12 protein-coding genes and 1 pseudogene are annotated in these 14,649 nt (G+C 43.7%); 8 read left to right on the plus strand and 5 right to left on the minus strand.

The features are described from left to right. Positions 1 to 134: 134 nt before the first annotated feature. Positions 135 to 1,217, plus strand: coding sequence for a site-2 protease family protein (locus ITG09_17725; GenBank protein UPR54791.1), 1,083 nt, complete (start codon positions 135 to 137; stop codon positions 1,215 to 1,217). 129 nt (positions 1,218 to 1,346) lie between these two features. Here the strand turns inward: ITG09_17725 and ITG09_17730 are convergent, their stop codons facing one another. Next, on the minus strand, positions 1,347 to 2,135 hold the full coding sequence (locus ITG09_17730; protein ID UPR54792.1) for a M48 family metallopeptidase: 789 nt from the start codon (positions 2,133 to 2,135) through the stop codon (positions 1,347 to 1,349). A 139-nt stretch (positions 2,136 to 2,274) separates the two neighbouring features. Here ITG09_17730 and ITG09_17735 point away from each other — a divergent pair, with 139 nt between their 5' ends. The 5 genes and pseudogenes from ITG09_17735 (at position 2,275) to ITG09_17755 (ending at position 6,099) form a co-directional block, all read left to right on the plus strand. Further along, positions 2,275 to 2,700 (plus strand): hotdog fold thioesterase, encoded by a 426-nt coding sequence (locus ITG09_17735; protein ID UPR54793.1) that lies wholly within the window; start codon positions 2,275 to 2,277, stop codon positions 2,698 to 2,700. An 89-nt stretch (positions 2,701 to 2,789) separates the two neighbouring features. Continuing rightward, positions 2,790 to 3,023: a DUF3389 domain-containing protein gene (locus ITG09_17740; GenBank protein UPR54794.1), complete on the plus strand. Its 234-nt coding sequence runs from the start codon at positions 2,790 to 2,792 to the stop codon at positions 3,021 to 3,023. Between the two features lie 163 nt (positions 3,024 to 3,186). Then, positions 3,187 to 4,881, plus strand: a complete 1,695-nt coding sequence (locus tag ITG09_17745) for an SgrR family transcriptional regulator (protein UPR54795.1) — start codon at positions 3,187 to 3,189, stop codon at positions 4,879 to 4,881. 49 nt (positions 4,882 to 4,930) lie between these two features. Next, on the plus strand, positions 4,931 to 5,839 hold the full coding sequence (locus ITG09_17750) for a DMT family transporter (GenBank protein ID UPR54796.1): 909 nt from the start codon (positions 4,931 to 4,933) through the stop codon (positions 5,837 to 5,839). Between the two features lie 21 nt (positions 5,840 to 5,860). Continuing rightward, positions 5,861 to 6,099: pseudogene (locus ITG09_17755) on the plus strand (hypothetical protein). Between the two features lie 88 nt (positions 6,100 to 6,187). Here ITG09_17755 and ITG09_17760 read toward each other — a convergent pair. Further along, positions 6,188 to 6,796 carry a DUF2238 domain-containing protein gene (locus ITG09_17760; protein ID UPR54797.1) on the minus strand — a complete coding sequence of 203 codons (609 nt, stop codon included), beginning with the start codon at positions 6,794 to 6,796 and terminating at the stop codon, positions 6,188 to 6,190. A 201-nt stretch (positions 6,797 to 6,997) separates the two neighbouring features. On the opposite strand from ITG09_17760, the gene ITG09_17765 reads away from it, so the two are divergent. Beyond that, positions 6,998 to 7,837: an isopenicillin N synthase family oxygenase gene (locus ITG09_17765; protein UPR54798.1), complete on the plus strand. Its 840-nt coding sequence runs from the start codon at positions 6,998 to 7,000 to the stop codon at positions 7,835 to 7,837. A 161-nt stretch (positions 7,838 to 7,998) separates the two neighbouring features. Beyond that, positions 7,999 to 8,637, plus strand: coding sequence for a DnaJ domain-containing protein (locus tag ITG09_17770; protein ID UPR54799.1), 639 nt, complete (start codon positions 7,999 to 8,001; stop codon positions 8,635 to 8,637). 151 nt (positions 8,638 to 8,788) lie between these two features. Here ITG09_17770 and mrdA read toward each other — a convergent pair whose 3' ends face one another. From mrdA to ITG09_17785, 3 genes are all read right to left on the minus strand, one after another. Continuing rightward, the gene (mrdA, locus tag ITG09_17775) at positions 8,789 to 10,690 is read right to left on the minus strand and encodes a penicillin-binding protein 2 (protein UPR54800.1); all 1,902 of its coding nucleotides are present in this window, start codon (positions 10,688 to 10,690) and stop codon (positions 8,789 to 8,791) included. Positions 10,691 to 10,937: 247 nt separating this feature from the next. Next, positions 10,938 to 12,593 carry an ABC-ATPase domain-containing protein gene (locus ITG09_17780; GenBank protein ID UPR54801.1) on the minus strand — a complete coding sequence of 552 codons (1,656 nt, stop codon included), beginning with the start codon at positions 12,591 to 12,593 and terminating at the stop codon, positions 10,938 to 10,940. 118 nt (positions 12,594 to 12,711) lie between these two features. After that, entirely contained in the window at positions 12,712 to 14,619 is a 1,908-nt protein-coding gene (locus ITG09_17785; protein ID UPR54802.1) for a GGDEF and EAL domain-containing protein, read from the minus strand. Positions 14,620 to 14,649: the final 30 nt, after the last annotated feature.

The following is a 14,649-nucleotide window of genomic DNA, read 5'->3' on the forward strand; positions in this document are numbered from 1 at the left end:
ATGTTTATGTCAGCTATTGGTACAAATAGTGTTCAATTGCTCAATATGTAACAACTTTGTTTATGTTTACCGCCGATCGCTAAATCGGCATAATATCGACACTCGTTAGAAGTCATTAAATTGGAATTTTTAGTTTGGAATTACTCGCGATAGAGTTTCTTGGTAAACCGCTTCGTTTAGAAGGATCAATGGCAGGGTGGCAGCAGTTGTTTTGGGACAACACGTTAGTGTCTCAACTGGATGCGACTTCAGAAGACGACGATGTGAGAACACACACATTTACACTTCGTTCGGGTGAGGAAACGTTGCAGTGTCACGTTGAATCGACCGTTCAGTGGCAACCCTTTGAGATGACGTATAAAGCATCGGTTAATGGGCAAACCATTACCGAAGGAAATCGCAGCACCAAAGATATCGAACAACAAACTCCGGTTGTGGCACCTAAGCCTGAAAAACGTTTTAGCTTGATTGGTTTGGTGTCGCTCGGAATGAAAGCGCTGAAGAGTGCTAAGTTGATTAAAGTCGTGCTTGCTTCTGCGAGTTTAGCGGCGTATTCATGGCTGTTTTCTATTCAGTTCGCACTGGCCTTAATCGCTTGCCTTATGTTCCATGAGTACGGTCATATCAGAGCGATGAAGTACTTTGGGATGAAGACAAAAGGGATCTACTTAATCCCATTCCTTGGTGGATTAGCGCTTTCAGACGAAAAGATTAATACTCGATGGCAAGATGTGGTTATTTCTATCATGGGCCCACTGTTTGGCTTGATATTGTCGTTGATATTTACGGTCTTGTACTGGGCAACTGGCGAGATGTTCTTCGCCGGGCTTGCGGTGTTTAATGCTCTATTAAACCTGTTCAATCTATTGCCGATTTTGCCGCTCGATGGTGGCCACGTGTTGAAAAGCATCAGTTTTTCGATGAATAGCGTGTTGGGTATTGTACTGTGTGTCGCTGCAGCCGTTGCAGGTGTCGTGTTGAGTTACCAATTGAACTTAACCCTGTTTGGTTTCTTATTGATCATGGGTAGTGTCGAGATTCTGTTCGAATGGAGAGGCCGTCACCATAGCCATTTGTTGCCATTAGACAGATACGGCCAAATCGTATCGTTCCTTTGGTATGTGGGCTTAGTATCGGGATTAATCGGTGTTATCTGGTACTTCGCTTCTACTGGCGACCAATTACTGAGCCTCCCGTTACAGATTCTAGGCACTTAACGAATATCTATAATTGAGTGACTTGTTCATAAAAGCGCAGGGTCGCCAAATATAAACAAAATGAAAAACGCCCTAACCATTTGGATAGGGCGTTTTAATATCTGTGGTTTTAACTTGTACGTTCGTCAATCATACTTTGCAATTCGGTTTAGCAACGTTCGATCGAGGCAGTGTCGTGATCTTGGTTTGTAGATCTTTAATTCGGGTACTGTGAGAAGGGTGCGTAGAAAGTAATTCTGGTGGTTGATTGCCGCCTGATGCTTTCGCCATATTCTTCCATAAATCGACACTTTGGTTTGGATCAAACCCGGCTTTAGCCATGTACTCAAGGCCAACAATATCAGCTTCAGATTCTTGAGTTCGACCATAAGGCAGAATCACACCATATTGAACACCCAAGCCTAATGCGGCCATGGTCATGCCTTGATACTGCTTGTATTCTGATGAGCCAAGAGCAACACTGGTGATCGATAAACCTGTATTGGCGAGTTGTGATTGTGAAAGACGTTCGTTACTGTGATCAGCGAGAACATGCGCCACTTCGTGTCCGATAACCGTTGCCAGTTGGTCTTGGTTTACCGCGACATTGAGTAAACCCGTGTAGACCCCAATTTTTCCGCCTGGCAGAGCGAACGCATTCACTTGGTCACTATCAAAAACCACCACTTCCCATTCACTAAAGCCTTGCTTAGGAATGTGTTGAGTAATACTGTTCGCTACGCACTGAACATAAGCGTTGGTTTTTGCGTCTTTACTGATGGGTTGCTCTTTCTTCATTTGTTCAAAAGATTGTGCCCCAAGCTGAGACATATCTTGATCTGAAAAAAGCAGCAGTTGGTTTCTTCCTGTCGGGGAAGCGCTACACGCGGTTAGGCCTGCAAGAGTGAGAAGCGAGGCAAACTTCGTCCATGACGTCATACAATATCCTCTGTGTATTCGGTTTTTATGCATGTTAACATCAACTTGCGTAATAACTAAGGACTGTAAGATAACTAACAGCCAGTAATATAGAAAAAGCTATGCACGCGACAACAAGATCATTAATTAAGGAACCCACATGAGCATTTGGAAAAAGCCCGTTGACCTAGACACCTTCAACGCGACCTCAAAAAATACCTTAATTGAGCACCTCAACATTGTTTACACCGAGGTTAACGATAATTCCTTGGTGGCAACCATGCCAGTTTGTCATTTCACGCACCAACCACTGGGCATGCTTCACGGCGGTGCATCTGTGGTTTTAGCAGAAACGCTTGGCTCACTTGCTGCAAACTTCTGTGTACCCGATGGTTACTATTGTGTAGGGCTAGACATCAACGCTAATCACGTTCGTTCAATGCGTGAGGGGCACGTTATTGGCACCGCTGAGCCTATTCACCTTGGCGTATCTACTCAAGTATGGCAGATAAACATCACTGATGAACGTCAACGCTTGGTTTGCACAAGCCGTTTGACCATTGCAGTGAAGAAGCACAAACGTTAGTTCTGCAATCAAGGTGAGGCGCAGTAATCATCCTAGCCATACCTGATTAAACCTCATTTACACACTGTTTATTTTAGCTAGAGAAATCCATGGTCATAACGTTTAAAAGTGGAAAAGTCATCGCAACTGCACATGAGTTGGTTGTTCGTTTAGATGGAGAGCATAGAGTTACATTACAAGCGCAAGTTGATGCAATTCAGCTGATCGGAAAAGGGGCAAACGTCATTTCGGCCAATGGTTCTGAGTGTAAATGGTCGATTAAATTAGACAACGAACAACAGCTTCGTGACATTGCCAATGAAATCGGCTGTGATGTGATGTAATTAGCGGTTATCATTACGTTTATTTCGGCTTTTCACTCTCTGTTAAAAGCACTAAATCGCCCACATTCGTAATCCCTTCGTAAAATAGTATTAAGTTCGATTGATTTTGGCTCATAAAATAGGGAAACTGAATTCAATATCCTTTGAATAAGTTTTCCTCTTTATGAGCAGCCCAAGACTTCGCGTTCAATTTGAAACCCTGTTTGAATACTTCGATGGCAAAGATTCTGATGTTCAGCTCGACGACATAACAGAGGTGCTCTGTTGTACACGTCGTAATGCCAGAATGGTATTGAACAAGCTCGAAGAAGAAGGTTGGGTAGAGTGGTTACCTGCAGCGGGTCGCGGTAAGTTATCTCAACTTATCTTTAAGCAGAATCGTTGTGATGTAAGCGAAAACTTAGCACGCCGCTACTTAGAAGAAGGTAAAATTGGTCAAGCCCTGTCGGTACTTGACCAAAATGCCGCCAAACTTACTCAAGTTATTCAGAATTACTTGGGAGTACAGTATCAAGAGGGTGAACAGGTTATTCGTTTACCTTACTACCGTCCGCTCTCCATGCTTAATCCAACCAAATCGATGCGACGTTCTGAGCAACACATCGCTTGTCAGGTATTCAGTGGATTAACTCGCTTAGATGAGAACGATCAACTGCAGCCTGATCTCGCTCATTCATGGCAAAAGATAAACGACCACCAATGGCGATTTTTCTTAAGGCCGGGCGTCCGTTTCCATAATGGCGAACCGTTGTTAACTAGCCACGTTGTGGATACGCTGCTTTTACTCGAGCCGCTTAACATGTTCTCGCATATCAAAGATGTGTCTTCACCGGCAAATTGCGTGGTTGATGTCTTTCTAACGCGTCCAGATAAATATTTCCCACTCGCGTTAACTGAATCCGTCGCAAAAGTTACTCTGCCGATGATTTTACGTGGAGAAGATTACGATATTCGCCCAATTGGTACAGGCCCTTATCGCATTGAAAAAAACGACGAAAAGCAACTCGTGTTAACGGCTTTCAATGGATACTTTGGTTTTAGGCCGTTGATCGATCGTGTGGAGGTGTGGGTCGTTGATGAAGCCTATTCGTCGATGGTTTACCCAAGCCTTTCGAAGCCGATAATGGCGGACCGTGGTGATAGTGATGACGAAGTAGAGCTTGATCCGGGCTGTACATATTTATTACTGAACAGAAAGAAGGGCATCGCACAAGACCCAGCTTGGGCTGAGTTTCTATCAAACGCGTTAAATGCGTCAGATTTGTTTGTGCATATTCCAAAAGAGACAGTGATCGACTTGGGAGTTTTGCATGCTTACGGTATCAAGCCCGGTTGGTATGACATCAAGTTAAAGGTACCGGTTTGTCCACCAGCAAGTGTTAAACCAAGTATCAAATTAGCGTATCAATGCCAACACCCAATGTTTCCAACACTCGCTAAAGCCATCGTCACTGTGTTGAAGCAATATAATGTTGATGTCGAGCTTTCTGGTTACGAAACCGAACCACCACACGCTGATGATGTCGATATTTGGATCAACCCAATGGGGATTGCCAATAATAGAGACGATGCATTAGCCGGTTGGTTGATGGATTACAGCTTTCTGGATGAATCGAGCCCAGCAGAAGACTTTGATCAATGGTGTCACATGATTGATCGTTGGCGTTCTGGTGAGTTTGAGCAATTCCCAGCGAGACAACTCGGTAAGCAACTTGTGCAAAGCAACCAATTGATTCCAATGTTTCACTGTTGGCTAGGCGTAAACAAAGACCAATGCGGTACGCTGCAAAACGCTAAGTGTAATGCACTCGGATGGTTCGACTTTAGCCAAGTTTGGGTAAAACCAGAAGTTGATTGAAACCGAAGATGACTCGATTAGGACCAAACAACTCAATTAGGAAAAAACGATGCAAACTCTGATGGTTACATTTATTACGCTGGTGGCATTTGCTGCCAATTCAGTATTGTGTCGTTGGGCCTTAATGGATCAAACGATTGATCCTTTGAGTTTTTCGGTCGTGCGCATTTTATCCGGTGCACTCACACTGTTGATTTTATTGACCTTATCTTCAAGCGCTAAACGTAAACAAGACAAGTTAGAAGGCAACGCTTCTATGTATACCAAGATTCGCTCTGAGCTCGATTTAACCGCGATATTGGCTCTACTGGTTTACATGTTCGGTTTCTCGTTTGCTTACCTCACATTAGGTGCAGGGCTTGGGGCTCTGGTACTGTTTGTCGCTGTTCAATTTACCATGATTGCTGCGCACTTATTCGCTGGCAACAGAATGTCGTCGATTGAATGGGGTGGCTGTTTATTGTCTGTTGCAGGGCTTGTTTATTTACTCATACCGACTGGTGCGACAAGCTCACCAGATCTAACCTCTATCATATTAATGGTATTGGCTGGAGTTGGGTGGGGTATTTACACTCTGGCAGGCAAGAAATCTACGAACGCACTTCAATCGACTACGGCCAATTTTGGTTTTGGTTCGTTAGTCATTCTTGCTTTGTTAAGTCTTCTAGCCTTCATTCCGAGCGTCACGGCACAAATATCTATAACGGAGCAAGGTTTGATTTACGCAGTATTATCGGGAGCGGTAGCTTCTGGTGTGGGTTATAGCTTGTGGTATTACGTCGTGAAAAAACTAAACACCGTTGTTGCATCTATCGCGCAACTCTCTGTTCCAGTTATCGCGACACTTGGTGGTGTAGTACTGTTATCTGAACCTGTCACCATGCAATTTATAGTCTCATCAACCGTTATACTCCTTGGGATAAGCTTGGTTCTTGTCGCCCCTAAACTTAAGAAATAAAGAATTCAATCATTAACTGCTATGGCTAAACCAAACAAGAAACAACCGACCAAGACGGTTCAGATTTTCTGTGCGAAATGCAAGACACAACTTTTCAAGTATCGGAAAGGAGGCAAAGGTGCTCTCGTTAAGTGCTTTATGAAGATTTCACGACAGAGCCATGTGTGTGCCCTGAATGCGGGATTGAATTTGCGCGAGACACCTTGGTTCGAGGTACACCAGCCTACAAGTTTGTGGGTGGCAAAGTAACGATGAAATAAAAATGCCATAGCACGAATTGTGTATGGCATTTTAGATCTACTTCTGAAGTTCACAACTGTTCTTGAAGCTAAGAATCAAAGGCGAGTATCAATGAACTCCAATTCGCCCTTGAAGCTTGAGAAGTAACAACGAAACTATCGCTCCAGTTGTATCGCAAAGCATGTCTTTCTGAGCATCCCAAATATCACCTTGTGAGCCAAGGAACGCGATACCTTCATCACCACCTGCAATCTCCGCATACCACCACTCGATAATTTCATAACCTGCAGCCACACTCATGATAGCAAATAGCGCAAAGAAACAGGCCAATACCGGTTGAGCCAGTTTTTTACGAATCAAGTACTCAGCGAGCGGGTAAGCGTAAAGACCAATCGAAAAGTGCGCCACGCGGTCAAAGTTATTACGTTCAGATCCAATCAGGTTATTAAACCAATCAAAGGGGACTTCAACGAAAGTGTACTTAGCGCCAATCGTATGCAGAACCAACCAGATGAACATCAAAACGTAAGCCGTCTTTGAAAAGGTGAGCTTTGTTGATAACCACCAAATACCTACCAATATCGCGAGCGCTGGGACAATTTCGGCAATCCATACCGCTCTTGAAGAGGGAGCAAACGCTGAAAATAGAAACACAATCAGATACAACGTTGTCAATGACAGTAATGGTCGATTTTGAGCAAGTGGCGTGATTGTCATATCAAGATCTCTCGTCGAATTTTGTAATAGTGTTACACAGTAATGAACAGTGTTCAATTGGGTGTTGATTACCAGATTTGTTGAAAAGTAGTGTTATAGCCCAGTATCTAGACAAACGGTTGCTAGAGTTTCACAAAAGTTTGATTTACAACAAAGCGATCCTTAAAATCGCTCTATTACTACATAACAAGAAAGAAAATCATGAAACTGGAAACTGTCGATTACCTTGCTGACGACGCAGCAGAACAATTTGTTCGCTCTCTACGTGAAACTGGTTTTGGTGTTCTTAAAAACCACCCAATCCCGAAAGAGCTTGTTGAGTCAATTTACGAAAACTGGTACCAATTCTTCATTTCTGAAGAGAAAGAGAACTTCCACTTTAATGTTGAAACACAAGATGGATATTTTCCACCTTCAGTGTCGGAAGTTGCAAAGGGCCACACTGTAAAAGACATCAAAGAGTACTTTCACGTATACCCTTGGGGCCAGATTCCTGAACAACTGAAAGAACAGATTCTAGATTACTACCAACGCGCTAATGCTTTTGCTCAAGAGCTATTAGGTTGGGTTGAAGCGCACGCGCCTCAAGAAGTACAAGAGAAGTTCTCAATCGCACTTTCTGAAATGATTAACGGCAGCGAGCAAACTCTGCTTCGCGTACTTCACTACCCACCAATGCAGGGTGATGAGGAGCCGGGCGCAATCCGTGCTGCTGCACACGAAGACATCAACCTTTTAACTGTTCTTCCTGCTGCAAACGAACCTGGCCTTCAAGTTAAAGCTCAAAATGACGAGTGGTTAGATGTTCCATGTGACTTCGGTAACATGATCATCAACATCGGTGACATGCTTCAAGAAGCATCAGGTGGTTACTTCCCATCGACAACTCACCGTGTAATCAACCCATCAGGTGAACGCCAAGAGAAGTCTCGTATCTCTTTGCCTCTATTCCTTCACCCGAAGCCAGAAGTAGTGCTATCTGAAAAGTACACAGCAAACGAATACCTAATGGAACGTCTAAGAGAACTTGGCGTTATCTAATCAGTTAAACTGTATATTCTTGAAGGCCAGCGTAATGCTGGCCTTTTGTTTATCTGGTGCAACGGATTGATGTTTATTTGGTTTGAAACTCGACAAACTGACGTAAATCGCTTTCAATTAATAAGACACTCAAATGCATATGGCAACGGGCCCACTTTATTATGTTAGACAATCCAGAATCACCAAGTCATCAGGATATTAGCCCTAATTTCCAAACACATATGGAAAACCCGTTACTTTGGCCAATTATGGAAGTGCTAAAACAAAAACCAAGTGGATGGAAAGTACATACATTGGCAGCTCATCTGAACGGCCTTGGTTTTGTGCCAGTGTTAGATGCTGTGCCGGAGAAAGAGTTGTTTAAGAAAAACTTCCTCATTATGAATGCGCTTTATCAGCTTCAAGAAACCTTACACCCTGATGCATGGCTCCAAGTCCAAGCGATGGACATTGAATTAATGAATGGTCGTTATCACGGAAGCAGTCACAACATTGATCATCAAGACCCACTTCGAGACTACTACATTAATTGGGTTAACTATGAAGCGGACAAAGGCGAAGTCAAAAGGCTGTTGAACGAATTTTGGACTCGATACAGGAAGTTTGTTGGTGGTGATGAACTAGATATGGATCGAAGCCGAGCGTTAAACTTATTTGAGTTACCTTTAGATGCCACTCACCATGACATTAGAAAGCGTTGGCGACAACTGGCGTTGAGATGGCATCCAGACAGAGACGAGGGCAACACCGCAAAATTTCAAACGCTCTGTGAAGCGTGGCATGTATTGCGAAGCACGTAATCGAACATAACTCTCGACTACGTAGTTTATTGAAACTCGAAACCCTAAAATAGAAAGCCCCACATTGTGAGTGATACAAGTGGGGCTGTGTCGTCATTGCGCTATGCGCTTTAACATACGTTATGTGTTGGTGCTATTTTATTTGTTGGTGCTAAGAGTGATCTTTGCTCTGCTGACCGCTTTTATGCTCAAACGCATAGTCGAGTACTTTACGGATATAAGGTGCCCCAACTTTTGAACCGCCGTTACCGTGCTCAATAACCACAGTAGCGACATATTCAGGGTGCTCATACGGTGCGAAAGTCGTGTAAAGTGCGTGGTCAAGTAAATGCCTAGCAAGTTTCTTCGAGTTGTAGACCTGATCTTTTGCAAGATCAAACACTTGTGCAGTTCCTGACTTTCCTCCACTCGTATATTCAGTTCCCTTAAATGCACGTCTGCCGCTGCCTCGACTACCGTGGTTCACGAGTCGCATCGCGTTGATCGGCACATCCCAAATTCTGTCCGGTACTTCAGTAATCGAGGGCATTGGTTCCGGTTCGACAAGTTGTTGCGTACTGAAATCTTCACCGTGATCTAAGGTAGCTCTCAAGATATGAGGTGGCATCACCTTACCGTGATTAACCAATACTGACGTTGCTTTAGCAAGTTGCATTGGAGTTGATGTCCAATAACCTTGGCCAATACCAATCGGAACTGTGTCGCCCTGATACCAAGGGGTACGATAACGCATCATCTTCCATTCTCGAGTCGGCATGTTGGCGGTACTTTCTTCATAGATGTCTATGCCTGTCGGTTCACCAAATCCAAATCGGTTCATCCAACTTGAAATGCGGTCAATACCCAAGTCAAAAGCAGTTTGATAGAAGAACGAATCCACTGACTCTTCAATGGCTTGAGTTACATCGACAGGTCCGTGACCCCAACGTTTCCAATCACGCCACGCTTTGGAGTTAGGTTTAGAACCGGGAATCTGCCATGAACCATGATCATCACGAATGGTGTGCTCAGAGATAACATGTTCTTGCAGTCCTGCCACAGCCATGAATGGTTTGACGGTCGAAGCAGGAGGATAAACGCCTAAAGTCGTGCGATTTACCAACGGGTGAGCTGGGTCATTCAATAAACGTTGGTAGTTCTTACTCGAAATTCCATCGACGAAAAGGTTAGGGTCATAACTCGGGCTAGATGCCATCGCCAACACGCTGTTGTCTTTCGGATCGAGAATAACCGCGCTTCCGGTTCTGTGATCAAGTTGCTCAAAGACGTATTTTTGCAGCTCAAGGTCAATATTTAACACGATATCTTTGCCAGCTACTGGCGGCACGTACTCAATGGTTCGGACTATTCGCCCACGGCTGTTTACTTCAACTTCTTGATAACCTTTGGTACCGTGCAGTATATCTTCGTAATAACGTTCAACGCCGAGCTTACCTATGATTGTTGTGGCTTGATAATTCGCTTCTATCCCTTGTTCTTCAAGCTTTCTGAGATCGCTATCATTGATGTGTGCCACGTAACCAAGAACATGGGTAAGCACTTCACCATTCGGGTAAAAACGTTTTAAGCTGGTATCGATCGATAGGCCGGGGAACTGGTACTGGTGCACGGAGAACTTCGCAATCTCTTCTTCCGTTAAGTTCTCTAGAATAGTCACTGGTTTAAAACGGCGGGTGTTGTGATAACGTTTTTTGAAACGAGCGATCTGCTCAGCATCACGGGGGACGTATTTGCCTAGCTTGGTGAGCATTGCATCAACATCATCGGTTTGCTCTGGAATCATAGTCAGGTCAAAGACAAGCTTGTTTTCTGCAAGCAACACGCCGTTGCGGTCGTAAATAAGTCCACGAGTAGGGGCAATAGGTAATACTTTGATTCTGTTGCCATCGGCACGAGTTTGATAGCTTTTAAAATTTTCAACTTGAAGTCGGTATAGATTACCAACCAAGACAAGAGTGAACATCAAGATCCCACAAAACGCGACGATTACGCGATTTTTGAACAAGTTCACTTCGATTTTATGGTCACGCATCTTAACGCGTTTATGATTCATTGAAGCCTCAAGGGTTTGTTACATTTGGTTACACCTTTCGAATCGGAACTCTATATGAATATCGCCATAGTTTTGTAAAAGCTGTGTCATGATTTTTAGGATAAGCACAATATTAGTGGGTTTTATCGTTAAACAAGAGAAAGTGATGCAGGAGTCAGCCTGAACGCTTTAGGCATAGAGTTAGCGAATAAAAAAACGGCTCTCACAATGAGAGCCGTCAATACAATTTATGATGCTTAAATCTAACTTAGTTCGAAGGTTTGAACTGAGATTTACGCATACGGTTTAGTGCAGCCATTACATCCAATACTCTTGGTTTCGCTAAGTCACCGTAGTTTGGCATGTTCACGTGCCACTCATCACTTAAGATAGCGCTAAATTCTTTAGCAGGGTTGTTTGACCAGCCCGGAGTTTGTGCAAACTGGAACCATGCCCAACCAATCGCGTTCACTTCTGAAGTCGACTCTAACTGCTCTAATGCAGAAAGATCCGCGAATTCTTTACCAAAACGCAGCGACTCTTTGCCTTTCGCATTAACTCGGAATTTACCGTCAGTAAGAATGTTCATCAGTGCTGCGCGGTTTAACGAGCGAGGAACAAACGTCTCTAATGCCGTCTCACATTCGTTAGTTCGCTGAGTAGGGTGTTGAGCAATGACTTCTTGTGCTTTTTCAGTTACGTCTACCGCTTGGTAGTCGTGCATTTGAATTACCGTGTCAGCTACATCTAAGTAATCACCAGAGCCACCCATTACCACGATAGTCGAGATGTCCATCTCTTCTCGAAGTTGGCCAATACGGTCAACCAGTGGAGTGATAGGTTCAGCACCTTTTGATACTAGCGCTTGCATACGTTCGTCACGAATCATGAAGTTCGTTGCTGACGTATCTTCATCGATAAGGAGCGTTTGTACACCGGCTTCAATAGATTCTTGTAACCAAGCCGCTTGCGATGTAGAACCTGATGCATCTTGGGTGCTGAAATTAGACGTATCTTTCTGCATTGGTAAATGGTTGATGTAGTTTGAAAGATTCAAGTTATGTACACATCGGCCATCTTCTGCACGGATCTTCATCGTATCCGTCGCCGTCACGATACCTTCACGACCATCACCTGGAATATGGTTGTAAATAGAACGCTCAACAGCATTCAATAGTGTAGATTTACCATGGAAACCACCACCAACGATCAGTGTGATACCTTTAGGAATACCTAGGCCAGTCACATCACCTTTGTTTGGCGTGTTTAGCGTCACACTCAAAGACTCTGGTGCTAGGAAAGGAACCGCGCCTTTCATTGGCAGGTCGCAGTTACCTGCAATACGAGGTAATACACTGCCATTTGCAACGAATGCCGCTAGGTTGTTTTCTTCTAATTGAGCACGCAATGCGTCTTGGTCTTCAACGGCTTCACAATGTTTAATCATCGCTTCAATGTTGAGTTCGCGTTCAAGCGTTGCGCGACGAATAAACTTAGGCAAATAGAATGTAATGATGTTGATTGCTTTCTTTGCAAGAATACTACGGCCATCAGCAGGTAGGTTGATACGAAAACGAATTTCGATACCGTGCTCGGTGAAAACCACAGATGTGTTATCCAAAACAGTTTGACCTGTTAGTGCGATAGACACAGTCGCTTCTTGCTTAGCAAATTCAGAGAAGCTACGTGCAATGAAATCACGTGCTGCTACTTGGTATTCATAAGACTTTTCTTTAAGCCAATCTAACCCTGTTAACGACCAAGCGCGTGTTGCGCGAAAACGTGAAGATGAAGCATACGGGTCACCTTGAACGTGGTCGATGTGTAATTCGAAATCAGCAAAGTCGTATTGACCTTTAATTTGTTGATATGCGCGGAAGTTTTGTTTTTCGAGCTTTTTAAGCTTTGCAGTCAACTGATCCATAACGAGGAATGCCTATATAAAGGGAAGATAAAACAGAAAGGCGGCGATTATAAAAATCACCACCTATAGAGTAAAGAGAAAGTAGGCCTAAATCCAAAACAAAGTGTTCTTTTTCGCTTTAAGCGTAACGAGTTGTCCCCAAATAGTTTTGATTGATTAAGCTGTGTTCGAATTCTTGGCTCGGCATTGGCTTGCCATAAAGGTAACCTTGTCCTACGTCGCAGCCTTCATTAATAATAAATTGCTCCTGAACCTCCGACTCTATGCCTTCAATCGTGACTTTTAGGTCGAGCTTTTTGGCAATTTGGACAATAGAACGAACAATTTCCGAGTCTTCGTGTGAGTTGAGCATTTGGTCGATGAAGCTCTTATCAATCTTAATGGTATCGAATGGGAATTTCTTCAGGTAACTGAATGAGGCATAGCCCGTACCAAAGTCATCTAGTGACAATGTAACGCCGATATCATGCAGAGATTCCAAGGTATTCTTGGCAACCACTTCATCAGCAATCAGGCCGCTCTCCGTGACTTCAAGTTCTAAGAAACGAGGTTCTAGGTGGTAGGTTTCGAGTAGGTGAACCACTTGTTCCGCAAAGTGAATGTTCTTGAGTTGAATCGCAGATACATTGACGGCCATTTTGAAATCGTCAACGTATTCAGTCCACTCTTTAGCTTTTTCAATCGCATTGCGCAGTACAAAGCTACCCACTTCGAAAATCAAACCGTTTTGCTCAGCCATGTGGATCAGGGTTTCGTTAGAGATATCGCCCAAAACAGGGTGCCGCCAACGAAGTAAAGCTTCTGCACCAACCCAGCGATGCGTCAACGGACAAACTTTGGGTTGAAAGTAGAGCATAAGGTCATCATTACGAACGGCTTGAAGCAAATAGCCTTCGATTTTATTAATGTGGGTTTGTTCTTCGGTATGGGAATGAGAGTAGTAAGCGAACTTTTGGCCTGAATCTTTACAGGCTAGCATCGCTTCAGAAGATTTCTGAAGAATGCTCTCCGCGTCATCTTCGTCGTTGGTAATAGCAATCCCAATAAAGGCGTGTAAATGCACTTTGTCACTTTCGATATCGAATTCTGAATGGCCAACTTTAACTAACGTCTGGCAAAGTTCTTCAACGCGATGGTGCAAATCTTTAACGCTAAACGCCAACACGAGGTCAACCGAAGTAGGGCGTGCAGTTAATACATCGATATCAGAAAGACTGTCGATGCGTTTTCGGTACTCAACCAGTACTTGGTCTAACGCGTTATAGCCGTATCGAGCCTGTATGCGCCTGCCGTTGGTAAAACAAATATGAACGACGGCAAATGAGCTGCCTGTCAGCCTTCTCTGTGACAGTAGCTTGTGGTTTAAGCGAGATTCAAATGCGTTTCGGTTTAAAAAGCCTGTGCCGAGATCGTGATTCTTTTGGAAATTGATCTTTTGTTCTGCTGCTTTTCGCTTATCAATCTCTTGATTCAATGAATAATTAAGACTCGCAAGATCTTTAGTCCGAGTATAAACACGGTTTCTTAAGTCTCTATTCATTTGAGTGAGCTTAGCATGCTGAAACAGGGTTTTGAGCTGAGACTCTATCGAGGTGCGAAAGCTCTGTAAAAGCTTGATATAGGTGGGAGTGTAGTGGTTTTCTTTCGAGTCTAAAATGCAGATAGTGCCAAATAATTCACCATTCGGCCAAAGCAGCGGAATGCCACAATAAGAGACTAAACCGAGCTTTATGTCTGGGTTGTTTCCCCAGGCAGGATCGGCGAGGGCATTGGGCACAACAAGTTGTTGTTGAGACTCCATCACCGTTTCACAGTAAAGCCCATTGCCTAAGGTTTCAGAATCACCTTTGTTGTATGGATTGTTTTTACTGCGACTAGTAGAGAATACTTCAATGTAGTTGGCGTGAACACGCATGATGAGCGCGGCAGGCACTTGAGTGATTTGAGCTAAGAGGTCAACAATGTTCTGCCAACCGGACTCCATATCGTCTGGAATATCTAAGTCAATCGTTTTTATTTTCTTCATATGACTCCGAGTCAATTATGCTAAATGCAT

The organism is Vibrio cyclitrophicus, assembly GCA_023206055.1.
In the GTDB taxonomy this organism is placed as follows: Bacteria; Pseudomonadota; Gammaproteobacteria; order Enterobacterales; family Vibrionaceae; genus Vibrio; species Vibrio cyclitrophicus_A.

Bases quoted from the DNA above. Each gene is read 5' to 3' on its own strand.
- ITG09_17780 (UPR54801.1), bottom strand. From the start codon at position 12,593: ATGGATCAGTTGACTGCAAAGCTTAAAAAGCTCGAAAAACAAAACTTC.
- ITG09_17735 (UPR54793.1), top strand. From the start codon at position 2,275: ATGAGCATTTGGAAAAAGCCCGTTGACCTAGACACCTTCAACGCGACC.
- ITG09_17730 (UPR54792.1), bottom strand. From the start codon at position 2,135: ATGACGTCATGGACGAAGTTTGCCTCGCTTCTCACTCTTGCAGGCCTA.
- ITG09_17770 (UPR54799.1), top strand. From the start codon at position 7,999: ATGTTAGACAATCCAGAATCACCAAGTCATCAGGATATTAGCCCTAAT.
- ITG09_17760 (UPR54797.1), bottom strand. From the start codon at position 6,796: ATGACAATCACGCCACTTGCTCAAAATCGACCATTACTGTCATTGACA.
- ITG09_17785 (UPR54802.1), bottom strand. From the start codon at position 14,619: ATGAAGAAAATAAAAACGATTGACTTAGATATTCCAGACGATATGGAG.
- ITG09_17750 (UPR54796.1), top strand. From the start codon at position 4,931: ATGCAAACTCTGATGGTTACATTTATTACGCTGGTGGCATTTGCTGCC.
- ITG09_17765 (UPR54798.1), top strand. From the start codon at position 6,998: ATGAAACTGGAAACTGTCGATTACCTTGCTGACGACGCAGCAGAACAA.
- ITG09_17745 (UPR54795.1), top strand. From the start codon at position 3,187: ATGAGCAGCCCAAGACTTCGCGTTCAATTTGAAACCCTGTTTGAATAC.
- ITG09_17740 (UPR54794.1), top strand. From the start codon at position 2,790: ATGGTCATAACGTTTAAAAGTGGAAAAGTCATCGCAACTGCACATGAG.
- mrdA (UPR54800.1), bottom strand. From the start codon at position 10,690: ATGAATCATAAACGCGTTAAGATGCGTGACCATAAAATCGAAGTGAAC.